Origin of the sequence: Marinospirillum celere (genome assembly GCF_900112235.1) — a bacterium.
Taxonomy (GTDB): Bacteria; Pseudomonadota; Gammaproteobacteria; order Pseudomonadales; family Halomonadaceae; genus Marinospirillum; species Marinospirillum celere.
Genome location: NZ_FOLH01000001.1, coordinates 564,584 through 591,041, shown reverse-complemented (window position 1 = coordinate 591,041; position 26,458 = coordinate 564,584). Strand labels below are relative to the sequence as shown.

Here is a 26,458-nt window from a genome sequence, read left to right as displayed (position 1 = left end):
GCTGGTCGTCAAATTTAGGGTTGTTAAGGTTTAATGCATGGATTTTCGTGACATCAGCTTTTCCAGCTGTTCTTTATCAGGGCGATGAATAACACCCTTCTCAGTAACAAGGTAGTCCACCAAATCAGCTGGGGTCACATCAAATACGGGATTGGCAACCGCCACTTCGGCACCTATCCTTTGATCCGCTACACAAAGCACTTCGTCGGCATCACGCTCTTCCAAAGTGATTTCATCACCGGTTTCCAATTCCATATCAATGGTACTGGTCGGCGCAACCACCATTAAACCCGCACCATGATGCAGAGCTTGAATGGCCAATTGGTAGGTGCCTATCTTGTTGGCAACATCGCCATTGGCAGTAATGCGATCCGCCCCAACAACCACCCAGCTAATAGGGTGGGTTTTTAGCTGATGAGCCGCCGCAGAATCAACATGCAATAACGCTGGAATACCTTCTTTTTCAAGCTCCCAGGCAGTTAAACGCGAACCCTGCAACCAGGGACGGGTTTCATTAACATGGACTCGCTCAATCAATTTTTTATCCCAGGCAGCCCGAATAACCCCCAAGGCTGTACCATAGCCCCCGGTTGCCAAGGCACCTGCATTGCAATGGGTCATTACATCACGACCATGATCTTGGTTGGATGCCAGCACTTCAGCCCCCAACTTACCCATCAACAGGTTGGCTTCCTGATCAGCCTGATGGATGGCTCTGGCAAAAGCCGCTAAGGGCGCAAAAGGATTCTGATCTGACTTTAAGGCATCCACTTGTCTACGCATTTGTTTGAGCGCCCAGGCCAGGTTAACAGCAGTTGGACGACTGGCCTCCAGAGCGGCCAAATCTTCTTGAATGGCTTCCTTCCAGCTTTGTGGCTGTTCGGCAAAACGCTGTCTGGCAGCCAAGGCAACGCCATAGGCTGCGGTAATTCCAATAGCCGGTGCACCACGCACCAGCATGGCTTTAATGGCCTCAACCACTTCTTCAACCCTGTTGCACTTCACCCAGACTTCCTGTTGGGGCAGAAGGCGTTGATCCAGCAGGTAAAGTTCTTCTTCCCGCCAGTCAATTGCCTTTACTTTCAGGGTTGAATCAGGTGTCATAGTACTTCCTTAAATCGTATTCATTAATGGCCACTAAACAGCGTGGCGCGAAAGTATACCGGAAAACCCATGCCCAAGACTGCAAAAGACACTGCAGACCAACTGCTTTTTCCGCAATGGCTGCTGACGCTGGATACTCAGGCGAAAGACCAAGGCCTGGAGCCCAAAGAAAATCAGGCGGTTGTTCTTTCAGGCACGAAAATTATCGATATCCTGCCGCAAAAGCAGGCTCTTCTAGCCTACCCCCACCTGCAACCTCAGCATTTGCAGCAACAGCTTTTGATGCCTGGCCTGCACAATATGCATGGGCATGCTGCAATGAGCTTGTTTCGCGGTCTGGCTGATGACCTTCCCCTGATGACCTGGCTGGAAGAACATATCTGGCCTGCCGAAGGACGCCATGTTAGCGACGAATTTGTTCGCAGCGGAACCCGCCTGGCAATTGCAGAAATGCTGCTAAGTGGCACCAGTTGTTTTAGTGATATGTATTTTTTTCCGGAAGTTGCCGCCGAAGTCGCTCAGGAAATGGGCATGCGAATTCAGGTGTGTGCTCCGATCATTGATTTCCCTAACCCCTGGTCTGAAAACCCGGATCAGGCGCTGGACAAAATACAGGCCCTGCATAGCAAGCATCAAGATTCAGACCTGGTCGAAGTCGCTTTTGGCCCCCATGCCCCCTATACCGTCTCTGACCCTACTTTAAAGAAGCTGGTTGAAATCAACCAAAAACTGGGGTTGCGTCTGCAGATGCATGTTCATGAGACGGCTTTTGAAGTGGACAAGGCAGTAGAAGATAACGGTATAAGACCTCTTCAACGCCTGGATAAGCTGGGGCTTTTGGACAGCAACTTTATGGCTGTCCATCTGACCCAGTTAAATGCTGAAGATATTCAGTTGCTGGCAGCAAGGGGCGTCACTGCCGTGCATTGCCCGCAATCCAACCTCAAGTTGGCCAGTGGCTTCAGCCCCATTGAACGGATGCGCCAGGCTGGCATTTCTGTTTGTTTAGGGACTGATGGCGCGGCCAGTAACAATGATTTGGACCTTTGGGCTGAGATGCAAACAGCGGCCCTGCTGGCTAAGGCTGTTGATCAAAATGCGGCAGCTGTTCCTGCCGGTTATACCCTGCAAATGGCAACCGTAATGGGCGGTCAGGCACTTAGCAGCCAGCCTTATAGCGGTCAGCTACGTAAGGGCTTTGCAGCAGACCTTTGTAGTCTTAAACTGGACACTCCTGATTGCTGGCCAAGCCATCATCTAATTTCCCAACTGGTTTATGGCCGTATGGCCGATAAGGTTCACCAGGTGTGGGTAGCCGGTCAGCAAAAAGTCAGTGAAGGCCGTTTGCTGGGCGTGGATCTACAGCAACTGGAAGATGAAGCCAAGTATTGGCAAAACCGAATTCAAGCGTCTTTTCAATCACAGGACACCCAAGCATGAACTCTGCAGAAAAACCCAGCAATGTTGATTCCAGTGAAATTGCCAAATTTGAAGCCTTGGCTTCGCGCTGGTGGGATCCTGAAAGTGAATTTAAACCCCTGCACGACATCAACCCCCTGCGCGCCAACTGGATTGATGAAAAGGCAGGCGTGGCTGGCAAGAAGGTTGCCGATATTGGTTGTGGCGGCGGTCTGCTTTGTGAAGCTTTAACCCAGCGTGGTGCGCAACTGACCGGCATCGACATGGGCGAGGCCCCTCTGGCTGTAGCTCGTTTGCATCAGCTGGAATCGGGCCTGGAAATCGATTATCGTCAGATGACAGCAGAGCAACTGGCTGAGCTGGAACCCGAAAGCTTTGATGTGGTGACCTGTTTGGAAATGCTGGAGCATGTACCTGACCCGGCAGCAGTCATTCAAGCCTGTGCACGCTTGGTCAAACCTGGTGGTCACGTCTTTTTCTCGACGATCAACCGCAACCCCAAATCCTATTTATTTGCGATTATCGGTGCTGAATATGTACTTAACATGCTGCCCAGAGGCACTCATGAGTACAACAAATTTATCAAGCCTTCAGAAATGGGCCAGTGGGTTCGTGCTGCGGGTATGGAAGTTGAAGAATTAATGGGAATGACCTACAACCCTTTAACCAAACGTTATAAACTGACTCCTCATGATGTTCAGGTTAATTACCTGATGCGAGTCAGCAAACCTCAATAATACTGGAGCCTGTGTAGTGCAAACCCTTGCTGAACAAAAGGAACCTCCGAGTTACAACGCCAGTGCTGAACAAAGCATTCAAGCTGTCCTCTTCGATCTGGATGGAACCCTGGTTGATACTGCCCCAGATCTGGCACTGGCGTTAAATCGTTTACGTGAAGAAAACGGCTTGGAGCAGCTGCCCTTTGAGAAAATCCGCGATCAGGTTTCCAATGGTGGCAATGCCCTCATTCAACTGGGCTTTAATGTTAAGGTTGGCGACCCTGATCACCCTTCGCTGCGCCAGCGTCTGTTGGACCTTTACCAGGAAAAAGTAGCCGAACACAGCCGTGTTTTTGAAGGCTTGGAAAAGCTGCTGGAACGCCTGGAAAAACAACCCCTGCCCTGGGGTATCGTCACCAACAAGCCACGCATCTACACGGACCTTTTGGTTAAGGCTTTAAAGCTGCATCCGCAGGTTGTTGTCTGCCCAGAAGACTTGGGCGTTAGCAAGCCTGACCCTGCCCCCCTGCTTTTTGCAGCCCGCCAGCTGGCGATTCCACCCGAAAACTGCCTGTATGTTGGTGATCATGCCCGAGACATAGAGGCAGGCGTTAATGCGCGGATGCAAACGCTGGTTGCAGGCTTTGGCTATATTGGGCTGAATGAGAACCCAGCCCACTGGGGTGCTGACTTTATTGCCACCAGTGTAACCGAGCTAAACAGCTGGATAGATAGACGCCTGGATAGCTAAGCAGCGGCTCTTAAAGGAACTGGACAAACAGAGGAATCAGAAAAGCACTGAGCAGGCCGGTCACGCCCATGGCCAGGCCAGCAAAGGCGCCAGCCAGGTTGCTCAGCGTAAAGCTTTGCGCAGTACCAAAGCCATGAGCAGCCAGGCCTAGCGCAAACCCCTGAGCCGCATGATCCTGAATTTTCAATAAACGAAAGATGGGTGGCCCCAAAACACAGCCAATCGCACCGGTAATCAAAACAATACCGGCGGCCAGGGCCGGGAAGCCGCCTGTCTGTTCTGCTATCCCCATAGCAATCGGCGAAGTCACCGACTTGGGCAGCAAGGACATGAGCGTGGCCTCTTCCCCGCCCAAAAGCTTAACCAACACTGCAGTAGAACCCACGGCAGTGATAATCCCGGCCACACAAGCCAGCATCAAAGGCAGAAACTCCTTCTTAATGCGCTCGCGATGATCATAAAGCGGCACGGCCAAGGCAACGATCGCAGGCCCCAGTAGAAAATGAATAAACTGAGCCCCTTCAAAGTAATCCGCATAGGCTGTTGAAGTCAGCAGCAGGAAGCCAATAATCAGTGCGATAGCGACCAAAACCGGATGTAACCAGGGAGTGCCGCCAGCGCGGCGATTCAACCAGACCGCAAACATAAAGGCGACCAGGGTTAGCAATAGATAGAGAACCTTACTAGCCGTCAGAAAAACCCAAATTTCTGAAAAAACTTCCGGTATTTCACTGATCATTGCTAGCCCCCAGGTATTTCTTCAGGCCCTGCAATACCAAAACGGTAACTGCAAGTGTCAAAGCAGTACTGACAATCAGGGTGATGGCAATGACCCCAAAATCCTGCTTTAAAAGCAGTCCATGATTGATTAAGCCCACCCCAGCTGGAACAAAAAGCAGGGGCAGATAGCGCAAAAGACCTTCGGAGGTTTGACGGGTGGGTTCAGGAACCTGTTGACGCAGCAAGAGAAATAGCAACAGGAAAGCCATGCCCAATACCGGGCCCGGGACCAAAATCCCGGTCACAAGGACCAGAATTTCACCCAGCAATTGAAAGCCAAGAAGTACAGCAAAACCTTGGAGCAACACTTTATTTTCTCACCTTCTTTACACGCTGGCGTTTAATTAAAGACCACGGTTTTATTGCCGTAAACCAAAACGCGATCTTGAAGATGCCAGGCCAGCCCTCGGGCAAGAACACTCTTTTCAACATCCCGGCCCAAGCGCACCATATCTTCAGCCGTCTGACGATGGTTCACCCTGACTGTATCCTGATCAATAATCGGTCCAGCATCCAGCTCTTCGGTGACATAGTGGCAGGTGGCACCAATTAACTTAACACCCCGCTCATAAGCCTGGTGGTAAGGCTTGGCACCGGCAAAAGATGGTAGGAAGCTGTGGTGAATGTTGATAATCCGGTGCTGATATTTTTCACACAAAGCAGGCGGAATAATTTGCATATAGCGCGCCAAAACAACGCAATCGGCTGCAAACTCATCAATCAGGGCTTCAACCTGAGCGTAGGCTTCCTGCTTGTTGTCCTTGTGGACGGGCACATGATGAAAAGGAATACCATGCCATTCAACTAGTTCACGCAGGGTTTCATGATTGGAAATAACAAGGGGAATCTCACAATCCAGCTCGCCACTTTGCCAGCGGTGCAGCAGATCAACCATGCAATGGGACTCTTTGGAACACATGAGCACGACCCGCTTTTTGATTTCTGAATCGCTAATATCCCATTCCATCTCATATTCGCGGGCAATGGGGCCAAAAGCGGTACGAAATTCATCCAAACCAAAAGGCAGTGAAGAAGCACGAATTTCGTGGCGCATGAAAAAGCGGTTGACTAGCAAATCTGAGTGATGGTTGGCTTCAGTAATCCAGCCACCATACATGGCCAGAAAGTTACTGACCTTGGCAACGATGCCAACACGGTCAGGGCAAGAAATAGTCAGAGTATAGGTGCGTTCCATCGGTTATCCGCTTTTTGATGATTCAAGTGTTCTTAGGAAAGCGCGCATTATAACCTGTTAGATCACAAGTGAATACGCCAGCAAACCAGCCAACAAGAGTGTCACCACGGCAAGCAGAAAACCCACGCCAGCCCAGCTTTGCATCAGATCTTCCAGGCGCTGTAAACGCCCTGTCCAACCCGACCAATTGACTTGTGGACAGCGCCAGGGCAACCTAAAACTTGGCAAAGTTGCTGGCAACCAAAGCTTCCAGCAAACAAGCACCAACCCAGCCAGCAAAACCGGCAACCAGGCTTTAACCCACCCCTCAAGAGAAAACCAACTGATTTCCAACAGGGACAGCGAGCCCAACCAGCCATAACCAACCGTAGCCAGAACACCCAGCCACCAGACCCCCTGTTCACTGATGGATAAACCAGGCTTAGAGGTGTCGACTGGCTGATTCGCCAACAAGACCAGTAAACGCCCCAGCAAGATGGCTGTTGCCAGGCTGGAGGCAAAAAGAATCCCTGCTGGCACTCCAACCAGGTCAAAGCTGATTTCCAGGCTGGATTTAACCCGATAGCCGCCGGTTAAAGGCACCCCAACCAGGGTTAGGGCTGCCAGTAGCAGGCCGGCTCTAACCCCCTGTTGTTGCGATACCTGCGCCCTTTGCGCCAGGCCAACACCCAAAAACAAAACCGCCTTGGCAAACGCATGGGTGGCAACCAACAAGAGCAGGCTTGCCAACACCCAAGCCTCCTGCTGAGGGTCATCCAAACCCAGAAGAACACCCAGTAAGGCGGTCATGAGTCCCATTTGGCTGATGCTAGACCAGGCCAAGAGGCTTTTTTCCTGCCGCTGCATCAAACCGCGAACAACCGCATAGAAGGCTGCAATCAATCCCAAAAGTAAGAGCCCCTCACTCCAAGACACTACAGCTGATTGTTCAGGGAAGAGTCTAATCCAACCCAGCACACCCGCTTTGATCATCAAACCTGACAGCAGAGCGCTGGCCGGTGCGGGTGCAACCGGATGAGCCAGAGGCAACCAGATATGAACACCCAGCATACCTGCCTTGATTGCCAAGGCCACGGCCAGTAACACCAGGGCAATGGAAGGTAAATCTTCCTGAGCCAGAGCCGCTATCGACAAATCAAAGCCGGCAAGAAACCCCAAGGCGGTAAAGAAGGCCAGCTCGCCAAAGAGGCTCATGCCCAGATACAGGCGTCCAGCAGCCAGGGCCTGAGGAGTGGCGGAATAGATCACCAGCCACCAACCCAAAAAACTCAGCAGAGCAAAGGCGATATAAAAGGTCAGCAAATCCTGGGCAAAAATAAGCAACAAATTCAACAACCAGCCCACCAGCAACAACAACTGAAGTTGCCGACCTTCCTGCCAGAAAATGCTTAGGGCCAGACCCAGCGGCCAGAGCAGGAGTACGGGCCAGAAAAGCTTTTGCCCTACGGCATCCAAATGCAGGGCTGCAAATACCTGAAACGGCTGCCAACCCAGCATCAGACTGCCAAGCAGCCAACTGCATAGCGCAGTAAACAGGGTCAGCCAAGCTAAGGATTGAGCCCGCCAATCAGGACGTGGCAGCGGCAAGCCTTTAGGAGTTTTTTTCCAGGCAAATTGCATCACCCGGAACAAGTAGATTGCAGTCAGCAGGGTTCCCAACAACAGCAAAAAAGCCGTCCAATAATCAGCAACCTGAAGAGCAGCTTGCAATAATTGCCATTTGCCAACGAAGCCCGCTGTCGGCGGGGCTCCCAGCAGGCTGATGCTAGCCAACGCAAAGCCGATCCAGGCAACAGGCAAGACACCGGCACTGCCTTCCAAACGCTTTAAAGAATCACTGCCATACACCAGTATTAAAGCACCGGCCGCCATAAACAAAGCCGCCTTGGCCAAACCATGCGCCAGCAGAAAGACCAGGGCACCCTGCCCTTGCAGGCTGGTCCAGACCGCCTGGGTTGTCTCAGGCACCAAGACCAGTAGCATCAGGGCAAAACCCAGTTGTGACAGGGTGGAATAAGCCAAAACCAGTTTAAGCTTGGGCTGCAAAAATGCCAGAACACCACCCCAGACCAGCGCCAAAGCCGTTAACAGACTAAATGCCCAGGTGACACGATCCAGAAGTAGCAGAAAAGGCCCCAGCCACAAGCGCCACAAGAGATAAACAGCCACCGCCACGACAACAGATGACAAAACTACACTAACCGGGGCCTGGGCCCTGGAGTGGGCATTGGGTAGCCAAAAATGCAGGGGTACTACCGCCGCCTTCAGCAACAAACCCAGCGTCATCAGCAAAGCAGCCAAACTGGTTAGGCCATCGGCTTCCAACAGGCCTTGTAACAAGAGCAGATCCAGCGTGCCTGTCTGACCATAGATTAAGGCTACGCCCAATAAATAAAACAAAGAAGCCAGCAAGGAAGCCAATAGATAATCCATGGCTGCCTTGCCTTCAGGATCATTGCGGGATTGAGCAACCAGACCCACCGCAGTCAGAGTCACCAGTTCCAGGGTGACATAGAGATTAAACAAGTCTGCAGAAATCACCAGGGCATTCATGCCGCCCCAAAGCAGCCACCAAAGCGGCCAATAGTAGTTGGAACCACCCAAGGAACGCCCCATTAGCAAAGCCGCCAGGCTGGCCAGGGCACTAATGCTATTTAAGGTAACCAGCATCCAGGCCGCCGGTTCATCCACTAGCCATTGAATGCCCAAAGGGGTTGCCCAACCCCCTACCGCCAAAGTCAAGGGCAGATCAACAGCTTGAGCACTCCCTGCCACGGTCACATAACAGGCTAAGAGCATCACAGGCAGCCCCAGTAACAGCAGCATACCTGGGCGTAGCAAGCGAATAAAAGCCAAGATGGCCAGTATCAGCGGCCAGCTAACCAGAAGGGCTAAAGCCAGCGGCCAGTGGGCGGCCAGAGGCAGCTCACTCATCAGCACCTCCTTGTTTTTGCGGCTGTCGGCGCCGCCGGGCATCGGCCGCATGTAAAATCAGGGCCAGGGCAACGGCAGTGGTACTGACAGACACCACTATGCCGGTCAGCACCATGGCATGAGGCACTGGGTCCAGGTCTTCTGCCTGACGAGCAATAACCACCAGGAGCAAGAATACAGCACTGCCCAAGACATTGATCGCAAGCAGTCGCCGGATCAAATGCTTGGCGGTAAAAAGGCCGAGCAAGGCCAGCCCTACCAGGGCAGCCGCCAAAAGCGCATAGATCACCATCATGAACTGGGCTCCCCATACAGATAGAAAGCCATCAACATCAGTGCAATCGACAAGGCTGTTCCCACTTCCACCAGCAAAATCAAGGCACCTGCCCAGGCCACGGGTAGTTGGTAAAACACGCCAGTGGCGGCCAAACCACCCAAAGCCAAGAGCAAGAAGAGGGCTAGACCAGCCACCAGCAGCAAACGCAGAAGACGCTGATGATCTTCCTGCTGCATCCAGTGAACGCCACCGGCAAGGAGAGTCAAAATGCCTCCGGCACCCAGGACTGCCCCGGCTGGAAAGGCCCCACCCGGGGCGTGAGCCCCTTGCCACAATAAATAGATGGCGACCAACAGAAAGATGGGATGTAAAAGAGTCGCCAGGGCAGGCAAACCCGGCAAATGTGCTTTGGGAGCTTCAGGAACGACTGCTTCACCCAGGGACCAGATAAAAATAACCGCTGACAACATAACGGCCACTTCCAGCAGAGTATCGAATCCACGCAGATTCAAGAGTACGGCCGTCACTGGGTGGGTTGCTCCGGCACGGTCCAGTTCGGCTTCCACTTCTGCAGCCAAACCCGGAGCGGGCAGCTCCCAACTGACCCAGGCCAACCAAATCATCATCAAAAGCAACACCAGGCCACCAGACCAAAAAGCCGAAGAACGCCAGGGCAGAGCCCGAAAAGAAGGTGAGTCGGTATCTTCTAATCGGCCCAGGGCCGAAAGTAACAGGGCTCCGGTAACTCCCGCCCCTATTGCTGCTTCAGCCAGGGCAATATCTGGTGCTTGCAGGCGTATCCACACCAGAGAGATCAGCAGGCCAAAGACCATGAAACTAATGACTCCACGAAACAGACTGGCTGCAAAAAGGGTCTGCCAAGCCAGCCAAAAAACACCTGTAGCAAGCAGCGCATCAAAAAGGAGATACTCATTCATGGCTTGTCCTTAGCAGACACCTGAAGCTGCACCGGCTTTTGTTCACCCAAGTCAGGCTCCAGGCCTGCAGCATAGGCTGTTCCTGCAACCAGGGTAGCGCCTATACTGGAAGCCATCAGCATCAGCACCCAGATCAGCAGGTATTTAAGCGCCATTGCCAAACTGGGTGCCTGCAAAGCCAAGCCCATACACACCAGCCCCAAACCCAGAGTATCTGCCTTGGTCAGGGCATGCAGGCGTGCATAAACATCCGGAAACCGAAGCAGACCCAGGGTGCCAGCAACTAGAAAGCCCACCCCAAAAGCCAGACTAAGGTGACTGATTCCCAGCAGCAGCTCACTGATCATCATCAAGCTTCCCATGACGTTTGAGCACCGACCAGGTGCGGGTGGCAAAATTGGCAACCGCCATAGCAGCCAGCAGAGCAAACAAGAGTGCCACATCCAGCAAGGCTTCCGTCGCCGTCACTACCCCCAACAGCAGTACCATCACCAGGCTGGAAGTGGAAATCAGTTCAACCGCCAGCATGCGATCAGCTGCCGTTGGCCCCTTGAGCACCCGCCAAAGACCAATACCCGCATTTAAGAGTAGTATCAACAGTAACAACAGCAGGAAGCTTGCATTCATAGGCGGCTCCTAACGGCTGGGCTGACCGGCACACCATAGAGATCGGCAACATCAACCTCCAGGCGCAAAAGTTGATTCAAGGTTGACGGTTGAAAATGCAAGAGATGTACATGCAGGCAATCTTGATCAGGCAAAAAACGCAGGGTGAGCGTACCAGGAATCAAATTGATCAAACTGGCCATAAAGAGCTGGGCTGGACCAGGCGGCAGGCAAGACCAGGTGTAATCAATCAAGCGGCTATTCAAAGCCTGGTGGGGTGACAAAGCAAGTCTGGCGACTTCCCAGCCCCCTCTAGCACTAAGTAGTAGAAACCGGGGCAAAATACGCAGGAAGGGTAACAGGCGCCAGCGCCAGGGCTGGCTACTTGGCAATACTGGAGTGATCCAGGCAACTAACAAAACAGCAGGCAGGCCCCACCACCAGGAATTGGCCTGACCCTGGCTGATGATCCACCAGACCAAGGCCAATAGCAGGCTACGTAATAAAAATCCCGGCCTGGGCCACCAACGCATAAAATCTCCCTGACAGGTTAGAGCTCGGCGCTGTGATAAACCGTTTGCACATCATCGAGATCATTGAGTAGATCAAGGAATTTTTCAAACATCGGGCGATCTTCTTCATTCAGTGGTGAAGTGGTCTGCGGCAGGAACTGAATTTCATCCATATCAAAATCCAGCTCCCCAAAGGCACTTAAAAGGGCCTGACGGGCTTTGGCATAATCGGTATGGGGTGCAAAAACAGTAATCTGGCCTGCTTCATTCTCAATATCCGTGACATCCACATCGGCTTCCATCAAAGCATCGAGAACAGCCTCTTCATCATCACCGGCAAAAGCAAAGATCGCACTATGATCAAACATATGGCTGACACTGCCTGGCGTGCCTATCTTGCACTTGGTTTTGGTAAAACACTGGCGTACATCACCAAAGGTTCGGTTCGGGTTATCCGTCAGGCAATTAACAATGACCATAATATTGCCAGGACCAAAGCCTTCATAACGGGCCACTGCAAAGTCTTCCCCACCGCCACCTCTGGCTTTTTCCAGAGCCTTGTCGATTACGTGGGCTGGCACCTGATCTTTTTTGGCTCTATCCAAGAGACCCCGTAAAGCCAGGTTACCTTCGGGGTCGGCACCCCCGGATTTGGCTGTGGCATAGATTTCACGTCCATACTTGCTGTAAACCTTGGTTTTTGCAGCAGCCGTTTTGGCCATGGATTCTTTACGGTTTTGGAAGGCACGTCCCATGAAGTTTACCTGTTTGATCAAAAATTAAAGACAATCAGTTTACTACAATTTTTTACTTCTGCACCCAGCTTTCCAAGCACCAACAAGTTGCACTTAAGCACTTGAGCCGAGCTAGCTGCACCATAATAGTGCCGCTTACTAGTCGCAAACGCGACCTTTCGGTCTGGTATAACTTGGTATCTTTCTTGCAGAAGCTGTGTCCATTAATTCTATGTTATTGTCAGAGGAAATTGTGCGGATGTCTCATTTTGAACTGCCATACCACTTAATCACCGGCATCCAAGGGAACCCTCAGTCCATGCGAATTAACAGTCACTTTCAGCCTATAGTCAGTTTGACGCACCGGCGCGTGGTTGGCTATGAGGCATTACTGCGGGCTACTTATGATAACAATCAGCCTTGCTCTCCCGTTGAAGCCTTTAATCTTGCTCAGCTTGAAAACCGTATTCAGCAATTTGATCGCCAGTGTATTGCCAATCACCTGAACAACTTTGCTCAACTCAACAGCGACAACCAATGGCTGTTTTTAAACCTACGCAGCGAAACCATTAACCCCAACAATCTGCGCTCTGATCTTTTGGAGCGCTTTCTCAAGCGTCAGGGATTGGGGAGCGAGCGGATGGTGCTGGAAATTCTTGAAGATGCCGTCAGTGATCCAGTGCTCTTGCAGGAATTTGTACAGCACTACAAGGATGCAGGCTTCTTGATTGCCATCGATGATTTTGGTACTGGGCAATCCAATTTTGACCGCATTTGGCAGCTGGAACCCCATATCGTCAAGCTCGACCGCTCGATGTTAGTCAATGCACGTAATAGCCCAAGACGCCAGCGCTGGCTGTCGCGCTGTGTTGCTCTGTTACGTGAAACCGGCGCCCTGGTATTGCTGGAAGGTGTGGAAACTGAAGAAGATGCCCTACTGACTCTGGACAGCGAATGCGATCTTGCCCAAGGCTTTTATTTTGCCCGACCCTCACCCGAGGGAAGCTATGAAGAGAAAGCACTTTCCCAGAGCATTCAATCCCTTCATCAACATACCCTTCATGCCCAGCTCCAACGCCAGCATACCCAAGCACGCAAACAGGGCACCCTACAAACCCTACTTAAAGAAACCGCAAAAAGCCTGGAGCAGGATGTCGATTTCAAAACCGCTACCCAACCCTTACAGGCCCATGCAGCCATAGAGCGCATCTATTTGTTGGATGCGGAAGGCGTACAAATTGTTGAAAACCTGCATCCAGGCGGTGCGCCTCTACCAACACCTGCCTATGCACCCTTAAACCGGGGTGCCGGCGCCCTCTGGGCAAGACGCAGCTATTTCCGCGATGCACTGGAAAACCCAGGTCAGGTCCAGGTTTCAGCACCTTATCTTGGCCTGCCAGACGCCACTCTGGACATTACCCTTTCAGTTGCCATCTACGTGGGAACCAGTAATCGCCTGCTGGTACTCTGTGCTGACTTGCCTGCATCCTGGCTGGAAAACTACTGACCTTTTGCGGTGCAACTTGCCCTGCTTAGGCCTGTGCGACTAAGATTGCTGTAAACCCCTTTGTTTACAAGGAATTTTTATGGTTGCCACGGTCGCATCTGATGAACCGGCGTTTCGCTTAAAGCCGGTCCGTCTGGGCATAGATACCCATCAGGAACTGGTTGTTTATCTCCGACGCAATAGCCACGTTTGTCGCTCGGAAGGCTTTACCTCCAGCAGTCGCGTACAAATTCGCATTGCTGACCAATCAATACTCGCCACCCTCTCTATCGTCAATGATAACGGCCTGCTGAATCCCGGTGAAATGGGGTTATCCGAATCTGCCTGGGCACGCCTGTCGCCCACTGCGGACAGTGAAGCCCATATTCGCCACCCGGATCCGGTGCTTTCACTCAGCCACTTAAGACACAAGGTCTATGGCAATCGTCTAAATGAAGCCCAAACTCAGGAAATCATTAATGATATCGTGGCTGGTCGCTATTCAGATGTTCACCTTTCCAGCTTTGTTACAGCCTGTGCTGGTGACAACCTGGATCAGGAAGAAATCATTGCCCTGACTCAAGCCATGTTGCGCTCAGGCCGTCAACTGGACTGGGGACAACCCAAGGTAGTTGACAAGCACTGTGTCGGCGGGCTCGCCGGTAACCGCACCACACCCATCGTGGTCGCCATAGTTACTGCCTGTGGTGCCATCATGCCGAAAACCTCCTCTCGGGCCATTACCTCGCCTGCAGGCACGGCTGACACCCTGGCCACCATGACACAGGTTGACCTGAGCCTGGAAACCCTTCAAGACGTCGTGAAACGCTATGGCGGCTGTTTGGCCTGGGGTGGCTCAGTCAACCTATCACCTGCCGATGACATACTCATTCGTGTTGAGCGGATGCTGGATCTGGATAGTGAGGGGCAGATGGTTGCTTCAGTGCTCTCCAAAAAAGCCGCTGCCGGATCGACTCATGTGTTGATTGATATACCTGTCGGCCCCACTGCCAAGGTGCGTTCTGATGAAGCCGCTGAACAGCTGAGCCGCCATCTCATCACCACTGGCAAGGCTTTGGGCTTGGAAATTCAGGTTATCCTCACAGATGGCACCCAGCCGGTTGGCCGAGGCATAGGACCGGCACTGGAAGCCAGGGATCTGTTGGCGGTATTGCGCAATCAAGCCGATGCGCCTCAGGATCTACGGGCAAGAGCCCTAACCCTGGCTGCACAATTGCTGGAAATGGCTGGGCTGGCTCAGCCAGGCAAGGGACCGGAAATGGCCAAGGAAACCCTGGACACTGGGAAGGCCTTACAGCAGTTTATGGCTATTTGTGAAGCTCAGGGCGGTTTCAGTGAACCTGAATTGGCCCCCTACCAATACAACTGGCATAGCAAAAAGCCAGGCACAGTGACCACGATTGATAATCGCCAGCTCTCGCAACTGGCCAAGCTGGCTGGTGCGCCGGAAGATCCGGCTGCGGGAGTCACTTTGGAAGTCAAACTAACCGATGAAATTAAAAAAGGCCAGTTACTGATGACCCTGCATGCTGATAGCCCTGGAGAGCTGCAGTATGCTGTCGAGTTTCTGGAAGCTCACCCGGAAATGATTGGAATCAGCGCATGAACAAGCCCCCTATAATTTTTAACCTGGACCTTTTTTTTGAAAGCGCCGAGGACACGCCTTCCACAATTGCCGACAACCTGATTGAAGAACTGGGCGCTGTCACCGGCCATCTGGATTATCGTCATTTTCCGGATGGGGAAAGCTACCTAAGGGTTGAAAGCGAGGTTAATGGTCAGGATTGCTTGCTGGTCTGTAGCCTGCACGACCCCAACCCCAAGTTTCTTCCACTGATTTTTACTGCCGAAGTGCTCCGCGAACTCGGTGCCAAGCGTATTGCCCTGGTGGCTCCCTATTTAAGCTATATGCGCCAGGATAAACGCTTTAAGTCAGGTGAATGCATCACTTCCAGACACTTTGCCAGCCTGGTTTCACGCAGCTTTGATTTTCTGGTTACCGTAGACCCCCACTTGCACCGCTACCAAAGCCTGGATGAAATCTACGGCCTAAAAAGCCTGGTGCTGCAATCTGCACCCAGTGTCGCCCAGTGGATTACCCAACAGGTTTATAAACCCCTGCTTTTAGGGCCTGACAGTGAAAGTGAACAATGGGTTGCTGAAGTAGCCCGCCTGGCTGACGCCCCCTTTGAAGTACTTGAGAAGGTTCGCAGCGGCGATCTGGATGTCGAGGTTTCCGTGCCTCATGTCGATCAATACCTGGATCATACCCCGGTCCTGGTCGATGACATTATTTCCAGCGGCAGAACCCTGCTCAACACTCTGGAGCACCTCAACAAAGCAGGCATGCAGCCTGCTGTTTGTATAGGTACGCATGGTTTATTTGGTGCCAATGCCTGGGAGCTGTTAAAAGCAGGCCCTACCCAGAAGGTGGTGACCAGCAATTCGGTACCCCATCCATCCAATGCCATCGACCTGGCTCCTGCCTTGGCCGAGGGCCTCAAGACCTGGCTTACCGGGAGTTAACCAAGCAACAAGCCCACGCCTGCGGCTAAAATCAGGAGTGGGAAAATCAGCAGGGTGACCCAACTGCCATTGATGATCATCGAGCGTTGCGGCACCTTGCCACTACCGAAAATAATCGCATTGGGTGGCGTGGCAACCGGTAGCAGGAAAGCGCAGGAGGTAGCCACGGCAATCATGACCGCAATGACCAGGGGGCTGATTTCTGGAACCATGCCGGTAAACAAGGGAATCAACAAGGCTGCACTGGCGGTGTTGCTGGCGACTTCGGTCAGAGCCAGAGCAAAGAGAATCATCAAGCCGATCACCAACAATGGGGGCAAGGTGCTAAAGGCACCACCCAAGAGCTGAGCAAGCCATTCGCCTGCTCCACTCGCACCCAAAGCAGCACTCAGGGTAATACCACCTCCAAAGAGCAGCAACACGCCCCAGTCAGCACTTTTTTCAATTTCGCGCCAGCTGGCCAAGGCAAAGGTATGCAGAAGAATCAGCGCAAGTAGCGCCACAGCTGAGTCATAGCCACTTTCGATGCCCACTAACTTGCCCAAGGGTGCACCTGCTACCCATAACACAACTGTCAACAAAAATACCAATAACATTCCCGTATGGCGACCCGTCCATTCCACCTGACTTGCAGTCACACTCACTTCGGCTTTTAAAGCAGGCTTCAATACCCAGCGCAGCATCATATCCATAGCAGGTAAGAAGACGACCACCAAGGGCAACCCCCAAAGTAACCATTGCCCAAAACTGATACCCATTGCCGAAGCCGCAATGGCATTGGGTGGACTGCCAACCAGGGTGCCTATACCGCCAATATTGGCGCTAAAAGCCACGCCCAGGAGCACATAAATCCAGGTTGAACGGTAACGATCCATCTCTAACGGAGCCAACAAACCCAGGGCCAGGGGCAGCATCATGGCCGCCGTTGCGGTATTGCTGATCCACATGGATAGCAAAGCCGTCAGAGCAAATAACCAGCGTGCAGCCTTGCCCAGCTCGCCGCCTGCTTTTTGCATCACCCAGGAGGCCATCCAACGGTCCAGGCCTTGTTGACGCAAACCAGCAGCGAGCGCAAAACCGCCTAAAAACAGAAAGATAATTGGGTCTGCAAAATGGGATACCGCTTTGGGCAGAGTGAATATTCCTGTCGCCGTTGCCAACAAAGGAACCAGTAAAGCAGTTACACTGACATGCAAGGCTTCCGTCAACCAAAGCCAGGCAATCATGACCAAGATTGCCAAACCAGCGGCCACTTCGCGCTCTACCGGTGCTAAAAAATAAACGGCTAGAAAACTCAAGCTGGCAAGCAAGCAGTGTAAAAGACGCACAGAAACTCCAAAGGACTTAAGAAAAGCAGGGATTTTAGCCACTTCAAAGCAAAAAGATAGAGCAAAATCGCTTAAAAACGCAAAAGTCAGGAACTGACAGGGCAAATTTTTGCCATAATCTATATTTATGGCTTTTTCCACTATAGGCGCATTGATTGTCGCAGGTTGAAGCCTATAATCGCCGCCATAATAAACTGGATGGGGTTAATTGACGATGACAGCAAAGCAAGTGGACGTGCTGCTGATAGGTGCCGGAGCCATGAGCTCAACCCTCGGCATGCTTCTTAAGCAGCTGGATCCCTCACTGAAGATGGCCATGGTCGAAAGGCTGGACCAGGTCGCCCAGGAAAGCACTGATGCGCTTAACAACGCAGGTACTGGCCATGCCGCCTACTGTGAGCTGAACTATACACCTCAGCTTGAAGATGGCAGCATCGATACCACGAAAGCGCTAAACATCAACTCAGCTTTTGAAATGAGCTTGCAATTCTGGTCTTATCTGGTTGAAGAAGGCTCTCTTCCCGCACCCAGCAACTTTATCAACCCAACGCCTCACTGCAGCTTTGTCTGGGGTGACGAAAATGTTGCCTTCCTGCGCAAGCGTTATGAAACCCTAAGCCAACATCACCTCTTCCGGGATATGGAATACAGTGAAGAGCCCGCTCAAATTACTGAGTGGATGCCACTGATTATGAAATCCCGCAAACCAGGCGAAAAAGTTGCTGCTACCCGTGTAGCCTATGGCACTGATGTCAACTTTGGTGAACTCAGCCGCAGCCTGGTGAGCAATCTGGTCAAGCAGGAAGACTTTGATCTTTTCCTCAGCCATTCGGTTGAAGGCTTACGTCAGAGCAAAGATGGCAGTTGGCGGGTTATCCTCAAAGATATGGCAGCCGGCCAAAGTAAGGTAATTGATGCCAAGTTCATCTTCATAGGTGCTGGCGGTGCAGCCCTGCCTCTACTGCAAAAATCCGGCATTAAAGAAAGCAAAGGCTATGGTGGTTTCCCGGTCAGTGGTCAATGGCTGATCTGCAATAATCCAGAAGTCATTGAGCAACATGCCGCCAAGGTGTATGGCAAACCACCACTAGGTGCGCCTCCCATGTCGGTTCCTCACCTGGACACCCGCATTATCAACGGCAAAAAAGCACTGCTCTTTGGCCCCTTTGCCGGCTTCACGACCAAATTCCTTAAACAGGGTTCTTTCCTGGATCTGGCCTGCTCGGTACGTGCCAACAACCTGCGTCCTTTGATGTCGGTTGGGGTAAACAATCTGGATCTGACCCGCTATCTGATCAGTGAATCCCTGCAGTCCCATGAAGCCCGCGTTAAAGCCCTGCAGAAATACTTCCCTGAAGCCAGAAAAGAAGATTGGCAGCTATCCATTGCCGGTCAGCGCGTGCAAATCATCAAAAGAAATGAAAAAGGCGGCGGCAAGCTGGAATTTGGAACCGAGGTTATCGTTTCCGAAGACAAGAGCATTGCAGCCCTGCTGGGTGCCTCTCCTGGCGCTTCTACTGCGGTACAAGCCATGTTGCAGGTGATAGAGCGCGCCCATCCAAAACTGCTTGCCAGCGATGAAGGCCAGCGCATGATCAAAGCCATGATTCCTTCCTATGGCGAGAAACTGGCCGAAAATGAAGCCCTCTTAAAAGAAGTAAGAACCAGAACCCTGGCAACACTGGAATTGGAAAAAAGTTCCAAAGCCGAACCCGCCAGAGGGGTTGCTTGAAAAAACAAGTGAGCAAGCAAAACTTGGCCCGCTGTTCACAGCGGGCTTTTTTATGATCAGGTTCTGGGCAGAGTGACACCACGCTGGCCCTGGTACTTTCCTTTACGGTCTGCATAGGACACATCACAGATTTCATCACCACCAAAAAAGAGCATCTGGGCAACCCCTTCATTGGCATAGATGACCGCGGGCAGCGGCGTGGTATTGGAGAATTCAAGGGTCACATGCCCTTCCCATTCCGGTTCCAAAGGCGTGACATTGACGATGATACCGCAGCGCGCATAGGTGCTTTTACCCAAACAAACCACCAGAACATCGCGGGGAATGCGGAAATACTCCACAGTTCTTGCCAGTGCAAAGGAATTGGGTGGAATAATGCAACGATCCCCTTTCACTTCAACAAAGCTTTTATCGTCAAAATTCTTGGGATCAACAATGCTGGAATTGATATTGGTAAAAATCTTAAATTCATCAGCACAGCGCACATCGTAGCCATAGCTGGAGGTGCCATAAGAAATAATTTGCTGGCCTTCTGCTTCACGCACTTGACCCGCTTCAAAAGGCTCGATCATGCCTGTTTCCTGCGACAGGCGGCGTATCCATTTATCCGATTTTATGCTCATGCTGCTCTCCAGGCTCACGGCCTCTTAATCTTCAGCGAAAAACCGGGCTATTCTAGCAGAACAAAGATGTTAAAATCCTCTGTTTTGATCACCGCCAAACCGATTCACGCGACTGGGAAAAACCGCCTTCATGAAAATTGTAAGCTTCAACATCAATAGCCTGCGTGCCCGTTTCCACCAACTTGAAGCCCTGATCAACAAACACCAGCCTGATGTGATTGCACTTCAGGAAACCAAGGTCAATGATCCAGACTTCCCGCTCCAGCAAGTTGAAGCCCTCGGCTACCATGCCGACTTTCACGGCCAGAAAACCCACTATGGTGTTGCCACCCTGTCTCTGAAAAAGCCAGAAGCCGCTCAGAAAGGCTTTCCCACAGATGATGACACCGCCCAACGCCGCCTGATCACGACCCGCCACCTCTGTCCGGATGGCAAGCCTTTGACCCTGATCAACGGCTATTTTCCTCAGGGTGAAAACATCAAGCATGAAGTGAAGTTTCCGGCCAAACGCCGCTTTTATGCAGATTTGCAACAGCTGTTGGAAGCCAACTTTACGCCAGAAGACCGAGTACTGGTGGTTGGTGACTTTAATATTTCCAGCACTGATTTGGATATCGGCATTGGTGAAGAAAATCGTAAACGCTGGCTGAGAACGGGTAAAACCAGCTTCCAACCTGAAGAGCGCCAATGGATGCAAAAGCTGTTAAGCTGGGGGTTGATCGATACTTATCGGGAGCAACACCCTGAAAACAATGAGCTTTTTAGCTGGTTTGATTACCGTAGTAAAGGCTTCGACGATGACCCCAAGCGCGGCCTGAGAATTGATTTACTCCTTGCCAGCCATGGCTTGGCTTCCTACTGCAAGGATACCGGTATTGATTATGATATTCGTGGTATGGAAAAGCCCTCAGACCACGCCCCAGTCTGGAGTCAGTTTGATTTTCAATAACAGCCAAGCACTTAAGGATTAGCTGCCATGCAACAACTGGTGACCCAAACCCTGCTGCCATTGATTTTGGCGCTGGTGATGCTCGGTATCGGCTTGGGATTAACTTTCAGAGACTTCAAACAAGTCATTCAGGCACCCAAGGCCACAATGCTGGGCCTGTCTCTCCAGTTGCTCCTGCTGCCTGCTCTGGCTTTATTGTTGATCCTGCTGTTGCCGCTAAACCCAGTGGCAGCAGCCGGGCTTTTCCTGGTTGCCCTCTGTCCGGGTGGTGCCACCTCCAACCTCTTCTCCCTGATAGCCAGGGGCGATGTTGCCTTGAGTGTCACCCTTACCGGTATTACCAGTCTACTGACTCCCCTAACCCTACCCTTGCTGTTTTTGGGTTACTTACACTTCAACCCTATCCGCGTTGACAGCTTCCTGCTGCCTTTGGGTGCAACCATTCAACAGCTGGCAATGATCACCCTCGTCCCAGTATTACTTGGCATGCTCGTTCGGCAAGGTTTTCCTGACTGGGCGCTAAGCATTCAGCCTGCTATCAGGCGTTTTTCAGCCCTGATCATGATCCTGATTGTTATCTCCCTTATGGCTACGCATCTACACTTGGCAAGGGATCTATTCAGCTTCCAAGCTCTGGCAATTCTGCTCTTGAGTAGCTCAGCCATCCTCAGCGGCTATTTCCTGGCTGCCAAAGCCGGGCTTAAGGATCAACAAAAGCGAACCCTGGGCCTGGAAGTGGGCGTGCAAAATGCTGGCACCGCGCTTCTGGTTGCCTTAACCCTTTTGCAAGAACCTGCTTTGGCGCTGGTTCCACTGATGTATGGCATCCTTATGAATCTGCCGGCTTTCAGCTTTGTCTATTGGCTGTACAAAAAAGACCAACTCCCTGAAAAAGCGGCCCTGGCTCGCCATTCCAGCTCTCTCTAAGGATAGATTTTAATGCTTTTCCACTGGCTTCTGGCCTTGAGACCCAAAACCCTACCGGCTTCGGTAGCCCCAATTTTGCTGGGTAGCGCCTTGGCAGCATCGGAAGGCAACTTCAGCGGATTTATTTTTTGGCTTGCGATGATATGCGCACTCAGCCTGCAAATTGCCGTTAATTTTGCCAACGACCTTTTTGATGCTGCTTCAGGGGTAGATACAGCTGAACGCTTGGGACCGGTCAGAGTCACTCAAGCCGGATTAATTCAACCGCACCAGCTGAAACTGGGGCTGGCAGGCATTCTGTTGCTGGCTGTCCTCAGCGGTTTGATGCTGGCAGCCTGGGTGAGCTGGTGGCTGTTGCCTCTGGGGCTGGCATCCTTGCTTGCAGCCCTGGCTTATAGTGGTGGCCCCAAACCCCTGGCTTCGCTGGGTTTAGGTGAACTCCTGGTGCTGATCTTTTTCGGCTGGGTAGCGGTTATGGGGAGCTATTATCTGCAAAGCCTCAGCCTCAACCTGGAAGCTTTTATCTATGCCAGCCTTTTGGGGGTCTGGAGTGCCAGCATCATGCTGGTCAATAATATTCGTGACCGCATTACTGATGCTAAAGCCGCCAAGCGGACTCTTGCCGTCCGCTTGGGTGATACCCATGCCCGACGTCTTTATCAAGGCCTGCTCATCAGCGGCCTGAGCCTTCACTGGCTGGCTAACCCTGGACTCAGCCAGCTCTCTTGGCTCCCTCTGTTGCTAACCAGCCCGTTGGTGCTTTTCCTGCTCTGGGCCATTCAACGCTGGCAAAGCAGAGAACTCAACCGTCTACTGGCCCTGACCGCCTTGCTGGTATTGATTTATGCACTAGCCCAATCCTGGATTCTTGCTAAATAAAGTCCATGATCGGGATTTTCACCTCCAGGCGCTCTGGGTCTACAGCCTTAAGGATTTTTTCATCCTCCCCAGTCTGAGCAAGATCCAAGTCTTCAACGGGTAAAAACTGCTTAAGTTTAGAGTGATAAACCACCCTTACACGCGGCTGTGACTGCTGAATGGGGTTAGGTTCAATGACTATCGCCAAGCAACCTGATTCCAGTAGAACCAAGGAGCCCACCGGATAAATACTCAAGGCCCGAATAAACTGATAAACCAGCTTACGATCCAGGTGGTCATCACTCCACTCCACCAGTCTCTTCATAGCCACAGTCGGTGTCATGCCCTTATGGTAGACACGGTCTGCTGTAATCGCATCATAGACATCACAGACGGCTGCCATGCGTCCATAAAGGCTGATCGCTTCTTTACTCAAACGTCTTGGGTAGCCCGTACTGTCGAGTCGCTCATGGTGTTGGGCGCAAATTTTGATGATCATCTGATCAACCGCGATTTGATCCAGATAAGCCTCACCAAAGTTAACGTGTAACTTCATGGTTTCCCATTCATCGGCTTCCAGCTTGCCCGGCTTATGCAAAATCTCATCCGGCACCTGGACTTTACCAATATCATGCAACATGCCACCCACGGCCAGTTTGCGGACAGTTGCCAGATCAAAGCCCATGGATTTACCCAGAATACTGAGCAGGATGCCAACATTCAGGGAGTGTTCCATCAGGTACTGGTCTTTATCACGAATACGCGACAGGCAAGCCAAAGCATTCTGGTTACGGAAGATAGAGTCAACCAGCTGCTCGGCAACATCCTCTACTTCCTTGACATCAATACTCGTGCCGGAGCGCACTTTATCCATCACCCCGTCGACAACCTTTAAGGCTTCACCATGGATGCGTTTAGCTTTGTCCTGCTCATCTTCCAAACTGACACTGACCTGAGGTGCTGACGGGCTGCTCACCCCGGACTGTTCCTGCTGAGCAATGACCTCAGCCACTTTAGTAACAGGCCTGGGCGTTACTTCCTTGGCCTGCCAACCAAAACTGTCTTCGGAGGGCTGACTAGCTGCAACTTCCAAAACATCCTCGCCACGCAAAGGATCGATGGTAATGTAGTCAATCCCCCGGGCCCTTATCTTTTCAATGACTTCAGGGCGGCGAATTAGGCCTGATTTCGTTCGATTTCCCTCCGGAACCCACTCGGTGTTTTCATCAGAAATAAACATCCCTACACGCAACTGATCGACCGAAATCACTTTGACCATTCAGCACCTTCTGTCTGGCAAGCCAGATTGAAAAATAAGATAAAATCTTAGTGTTACTCTAGGTCCATTGTATAAACCACAGCAACTACTTTTATATCTATTTAAGCAGTTGTTAATCTTCATGCATTCAAGAGATCACCAACTTGTTCAAACAGGAGACCCTATGGTCACCCAGCCTAACCACTTCTGCCCCTGTAGTAGTAACAAAGACTACGGCCTTTGCTGTCAACCGCTACATGAAGGTGAAGCGGCCCGCACTCCCGAACAACTCATGCGCTCTCGCTATACGGCTTATGTACTGCAATTAAGCGATTACCTGCTCGCCACCTGGCACCCCGATACCCGCCCCGAACAACTGGATCTCAGCAGCAGTCCCGACTGGCAAGGGCTAGACATCGTGTCTTACAGCCAGCAAGGCACCCAGGGCAGAGTTCACTTCAAAGCCTGGTATCAGGGTGGCAAGGGCCCTGAGTGTATAGAGGAAGAGTCCCGCTTTATCAAACAAAAAGGCCGCTGGTACTACCTTAATGGCCTAATCAGATAGCTTGGAAGGCCCTTAAAATCTAAAGCGACGCAATTGCTGCTTAACTGCTTCCGCGGCCTCTTCAAGCTTGGAGCTGCTTTCTTTGGCGTCTTTAGCCTGATATGTCAGCTGGCTAGCTTCCTGATGCAAGTCTTTGAAGCTTTCCAGAAGCGTCCGGGTGGCTGCACTTTGCTCTTCCGCTGCTGCGGCTATCTGGGTGGAAGCTTCTTCAATCTCATCGCTGGAAGCTTGAACCTTACTTAAAGCACGACTGGATTCTTCTGACTGATTCTTGCAGCTACTCATAACACTCTGGCTTTTATTCAAGGCAGTAATGACTGACCGGGTTTTCTGGTTGAGATGATCCAGTACAGAGTCAATTTCTGCCGTTGCTGTTTGAGTGCGCGTGGCCAACTGACGAACCTCATCGGCAACTACCGCAAAACCACGCCCCTGCTCCCCCGCACGGGCCGCTTCTATGGCAGCATTCAGAGCCAACAGGTTGGTTTGTTCAGAAATCTCATTAATGGTGCTAGTCATGCTAATAATTTCTTCATTAGCCGAGCTCAATTCCTGCAAGGTTGCCAGTGTGTGATTAAGCTGTTGCTCCAGCTGAGTGATCTGATTCGCACTGTTGTTCGCTGCCTCGGCCGACTCTGTAACCTGGCTGGAACTTAGGCTACTGCTTTGAGCTGCATTTGTTGCCAGATCAGCAACCTGGGTAGCGGCAGCGGTAATCTGATCCAGGGCACTGGCGGCCTGATTAAGCTCTTGCTGCTGATTCGCTACAGTGGTATCAACCAGCTCAATCAACTGTAAATTCTTCTCACTGAGCTGATCCATTTCATCAACCTGCAGTGCCGTTTCGGCAATAGCTTGCTGAGTGCTGCTTTGCAGGTGATTCAAGGTTTGCGCCAGGCGCCCCACTTCATCTTTACGGTTAAGGTCAAAACGCCGAGTCAAATCACCATCAGCAGCCGTGGTTTCAGCCAGTTGAGTCAATTGTATTAAAGGACGTGCGAGGTGAGAGGCAACCCAAGCCATTAGCAATAGGGCTACAGCAGCAGTGATCAAACCAATTAAAAACTGAATCAGAATTTGCTGATTGAACTCCTGCTGAATGAGCCGGCTTTGTTCTTCTACTTCAGCCAGAGCGACATTCAAGGGTAAGCGAAACTCTATTGCCCAGGGCGTACCAGCCTCCTGAAGCGGCATGGGCACCAAAAGAATAACGTGACCTTCCTGTATCCAGCTGGATTTCTGGCCCTGGGTTACCAGCTCCTTCAGATCATCCCAGCTTTGACTCATTCCCTGTGCTTCACTGTAGTGAGTTCCGACTTGATCAGGTTGCTCGGTGTCGGCTGCTAAAAACCCATGGTGAGAAACCACCCTTAATTGAGAGTGACCCGCATACAAAGAATCCTGGATGCGTTCCGCCAGTCTCTGGGCAAAAGCCATGGAAAAATCGGCACCAGCCATTCCCAGGAAACGGCCATTCACCTGTACCGGTGTAACGGCTGAGGCCATGAGCGTCGGAGTGCCCTGTACATCCCAAACACCGGGATCGGTAATACAGAGAGAGCCTTGGTCACGCGGACATTGATACCACTCGTGGGCTCTCAACCCCCATTGGTTGGTGCTATTGTCATCGAGTCCTTGAGTGGCTACAGGGCGTGCTCCATAGGTACCGTCAAGGCTGCGCGTCCAATAAACACCGAAGCGACCCTGATCGTCAGAATGGTGCTGATTGCCAGCATAATCGGCATCCTGGCCATCAACAGCATTAGGCTCCCAAACCAGATAGGTTCCCACTGGGCTGTCGTAAGCTTCCAATGCATGGCGCACCAAGTGGCTCCAATCTTCACGGCTTAACTTGCTAGCTGCATCCGCTTTTATCAAGCCAGCGAGAGTATCAGACAAGCCTTGAGCAACAGCGGCAACCTGACCAATGCGTTGCTCCATCTCCAGAGCTTCGTTGCTCAAGCGCTGTTCTAGCTGGTTGATAAGCTGTTCGGTAAAAAAGCTTTCGGAGCGCTCTTGGTTACTCTGTGCAAGATTATTCAAGCTGAATGCACTGTAAGCAGTAATGGCTAATACAGCAGTAATTAGCCCGAGCGCAGAGAAAAACAGAAGTTGATGACGCAGTGAGGATTGCAGCATAGACTATTGTCCCTAATATTAGTGGATCACCAGATCCCTAGTAACATGGCATGGAAGCCAATATACACCCTGAACAG

General features: G+C 51.7%; 26 protein-coding genes. 11 read left to right on the top strand and 15 right to left on the bottom strand.

The features are described from left to right. Positions 1–30: 30 nt before the first annotated feature. Positions 31–1,104, bottom strand: coding sequence for an S-methyl-5-thioribose-1-phosphate isomerase (gene mtnA / locus BM185_RS02835; protein ID WP_091958939.1), 1,074 nt, complete (start codon positions 1,102–1,104; stop codon positions 31–33). A gap of 69 nt (positions 1,105–1,173) precedes the next feature. Here mtnA and BM185_RS02830 point away from each other — a divergent pair, with 69 nt between their 5' ends. From BM185_RS02830 to BM185_RS02820, 3 genes are read left to right on the top strand one after another with little or no spacing between them, the layout of a single operon-like run. After that, a complete protein-coding gene (locus BM185_RS02830) occupies positions 1,174–2,544 on the top strand; it encodes a TRZ/ATZ family hydrolase (RefSeq protein ID WP_091958936.1) in 1,371 nt (456 codons plus the stop codon). Continuing rightward, positions 2,541–3,260, top strand: coding sequence for a bifunctional 2-polyprenyl-6-hydroxyphenol methylase/3-demethylubiquinol 3-O-methyltransferase UbiG (gene ubiG, locus BM185_RS02825; protein ID WP_091958933.1), 720 nt, complete (start codon positions 2,541–2,543; stop codon positions 3,258–3,260). Before BM185_RS02830 ends, ubiG begins: the two co-directional genes overlap by 4 nt. Before the next feature lie 16 nt (positions 3,261–3,276). Further along, positions 3,277–3,993: an HAD family hydrolase gene (locus tag BM185_RS02820; protein WP_091958930.1), complete on the top strand. Its 717-nt coding sequence runs from the start codon at positions 3,277–3,279 to the stop codon at positions 3,991–3,993. 10 nt (positions 3,994–4,003) lie between these two features. On the opposite strand, the gene BM185_RS02815 is transcribed toward BM185_RS02820, so the two are convergent. The 10 genes from BM185_RS02815 to BM185_RS02770 are packed head-to-tail and all read right to left on the bottom strand — an operon-like array spanning position 4,004 to position 11,990. Continuing rightward, positions 4,004–4,732 carry an LrgB family protein gene (locus BM185_RS02815; protein ID WP_091958925.1) on the bottom strand — a complete coding sequence of 243 codons (729 nt, stop codon included), beginning with the start codon at positions 4,730–4,732 and terminating at the stop codon, positions 4,004–4,006. Next, positions 4,722–5,081, bottom strand: coding sequence for a CidA/LrgA family protein (locus tag BM185_RS02810; RefSeq protein ID WP_342713668.1), 360 nt, complete (start codon positions 5,079–5,081; stop codon positions 4,722–4,724). The genes BM185_RS02815 and BM185_RS02810 overlap by 11 nt, the downstream gene beginning before the upstream one ends. 32 nt (positions 5,082–5,113) lie before the next feature. Continuing rightward, on the bottom strand, positions 5,114–5,968 hold the full coding sequence (gene purU, locus BM185_RS02805) for a formyltetrahydrofolate deformylase (RefSeq protein WP_091958922.1): 855 nt from the start codon (positions 5,966–5,968) through the stop codon (positions 5,114–5,116). Positions 5,969–6,025: 57 nt separating this feature from the next. Beyond that, complete coding sequence (locus BM185_RS02800) at positions 6,026–8,902, bottom strand: proton-conducting transporter transmembrane domain-containing protein (protein WP_177203448.1); 2,877 nt, start codon at positions 8,900–8,902, stop codon at positions 6,026–6,028. Continuing rightward, a complete protein-coding gene (locus tag BM185_RS02795; RefSeq protein WP_218149362.1) occupies positions 8,895–9,197 on the bottom strand; it encodes an NADH-quinone oxidoreductase subunit K in 303 nt (100 codons plus the stop codon). Before BM185_RS02795 ends, BM185_RS02800 begins: the two co-directional genes overlap by 8 nt. After that, positions 9,194–10,117, bottom strand: a complete 924-nt coding sequence (locus BM185_RS02790) for a hydrogenase subunit MbhD domain-containing protein (protein WP_091958916.1) — start codon at positions 10,115–10,117, stop codon at positions 9,194–9,196. Before BM185_RS02790 ends, BM185_RS02795 begins: the two co-directional genes overlap by 4 nt. Beyond that, the gene (mnhG, locus tag BM185_RS02785) at positions 10,114–10,467 is read right to left on the bottom strand and encodes a monovalent cation/H(+) antiporter subunit G (RefSeq protein ID WP_091958913.1); all 354 of its coding nucleotides are present in this window, start codon (positions 10,465–10,467) and stop codon (positions 10,114–10,116) included. Before mnhG ends, BM185_RS02790 begins: the two co-directional genes overlap by 4 nt. Further along, on the bottom strand, positions 10,454–10,744 hold the full coding sequence (locus BM185_RS02780) for an MrpF/PhaF family protein (protein WP_091958910.1): 291 nt from the start codon (positions 10,742–10,744) through the stop codon (positions 10,454–10,456). Before BM185_RS02780 ends, mnhG begins: the two co-directional genes overlap by 14 nt. Then, positions 10,741–11,256, bottom strand: a complete 516-nt coding sequence (locus tag BM185_RS02775) for a Na+/H+ antiporter subunit E (RefSeq protein ID WP_091958906.1) — start codon at positions 11,254–11,256, stop codon at positions 10,741–10,743. Before BM185_RS02775 ends, BM185_RS02780 begins: the two co-directional genes overlap by 4 nt. 17 nt (positions 11,257–11,273) lie before the next feature. Continuing rightward, positions 11,274–11,990, bottom strand: coding sequence for a YebC/PmpR family DNA-binding transcriptional regulator (locus tag BM185_RS02770; protein ID WP_091958903.1), 717 nt, complete (start codon positions 11,988–11,990; stop codon positions 11,274–11,276). A 238-nt stretch (positions 11,991–12,228) separates the two neighbouring features. On the opposite strand from BM185_RS02770, the gene BM185_RS02765 reads away from it, so the two are divergent. The 3 genes from BM185_RS02765 to BM185_RS02755 all read left to right on the top strand — a co-directional run bounded on the left by BM185_RS02765 (position 12,229) and on the right by BM185_RS02755 (position 16,002). Next, complete coding sequence (locus BM185_RS02765) at positions 12,229–13,476, top strand: EAL domain-containing protein (RefSeq protein WP_091958900.1); 1,248 nt, start codon at positions 12,229–12,231, stop codon at positions 13,474–13,476. 79 nt (positions 13,477–13,555) lie between these two features. Continuing rightward, positions 13,556–15,082, top strand: a complete 1,527-nt coding sequence (locus BM185_RS02760) for a thymidine phosphorylase family protein (protein ID WP_091958897.1) — start codon at positions 13,556–13,558, stop codon at positions 15,080–15,082. Continuing rightward, entirely contained in the window at positions 15,079–16,002 is a 924-nt protein-coding gene (locus BM185_RS02755; protein WP_091958894.1) for a ribose-phosphate pyrophosphokinase, read from the top strand. Before BM185_RS02760 ends, BM185_RS02755 begins: the two co-directional genes overlap by 4 nt. Here the strand turns inward: BM185_RS02755 and BM185_RS02750 are convergent. Further along, positions 15,999–17,330, bottom strand: coding sequence for an SLC13 family permease (locus tag BM185_RS02750; protein ID WP_091959883.1), 1,332 nt, complete (start codon positions 17,328–17,330; stop codon positions 15,999–16,001). The genes BM185_RS02755 and BM185_RS02750 overlap by 4 nt on opposite strands. 214 nt (positions 17,331–17,544) lie before the next feature. Between BM185_RS02750 and mqo the strand changes: the two genes are divergently transcribed. Beyond that, on the top strand, positions 17,545–19,062 hold the full coding sequence (mqo, locus tag BM185_RS02745) for a malate dehydrogenase (quinone) (protein WP_091958891.1): 1,518 nt from the start codon (positions 17,545–17,547) through the stop codon (positions 19,060–19,062). A 56-nt stretch (positions 19,063–19,118) separates the two neighbouring features. Here the strand turns inward: mqo and dcd are convergent, their stop codons facing one another. Further along, positions 19,119–19,685, bottom strand: coding sequence for a dCTP deaminase (gene dcd / locus BM185_RS02740; RefSeq protein WP_091958888.1), 567 nt, complete (start codon positions 19,683–19,685; stop codon positions 19,119–19,121). 130 nt (positions 19,686–19,815) lie between these two features. Here dcd and xthA point away from each other — a divergent pair, with 130 nt between their 5' ends. The 3 genes from xthA to BM185_RS02725 are packed head-to-tail and all read left to right on the top strand — an operon-like array spanning position 19,816 to position 22,440. After that, positions 19,816–20,634, top strand: coding sequence for an exodeoxyribonuclease III (gene xthA, locus BM185_RS02735; RefSeq protein ID WP_091958885.1), 819 nt, complete (start codon positions 19,816–19,818; stop codon positions 20,632–20,634). A gap of 27 nt (positions 20,635–20,661) precedes the next feature. Then, positions 20,662–21,561, top strand: coding sequence for a bile acid:sodium symporter family protein (locus BM185_RS02730; protein ID WP_177203447.1), 900 nt, complete (start codon positions 20,662–20,664; stop codon positions 21,559–21,561). Positions 21,562–21,573: 12 nt separating this feature from the next. Further along, entirely contained in the window at positions 21,574–22,440 is an 867-nt protein-coding gene (locus tag BM185_RS02725; RefSeq protein WP_091958882.1) for a 1,4-dihydroxy-2-naphthoate polyprenyltransferase, read from the top strand. Here the strand turns inward: BM185_RS02725 and BM185_RS02720 are convergent. Further along, positions 22,433–23,698: an HD-GYP domain-containing protein gene (locus tag BM185_RS02720; protein ID WP_091958879.1), complete on the bottom strand. Its 1,266-nt coding sequence runs from the start codon at positions 23,696–23,698 to the stop codon at positions 22,433–22,435. The genes BM185_RS02725 and BM185_RS02720 overlap by 8 nt on opposite strands. A 163-nt stretch (positions 23,699–23,861) precedes the next feature. On the opposite strand from BM185_RS02720, the gene BM185_RS02715 reads away from it, so the two are divergent. Beyond that, positions 23,862–24,242, top strand: coding sequence for a YchJ family protein (locus BM185_RS02715; protein WP_091958876.1), 381 nt, complete (start codon positions 23,862–23,864; stop codon positions 24,240–24,242). Between the two features lie 12 nt (positions 24,243–24,254). On the opposite strand, the gene BM185_RS02710 is transcribed toward BM185_RS02715, so the two are convergent. Further along, positions 24,255–26,381, bottom strand: coding sequence for a methyl-accepting chemotaxis protein (locus BM185_RS02710; protein WP_091958873.1), 2,127 nt, complete (start codon positions 26,379–26,381; stop codon positions 24,255–24,257). Positions 26,382–26,458: the final 77 nt, after the last annotated feature.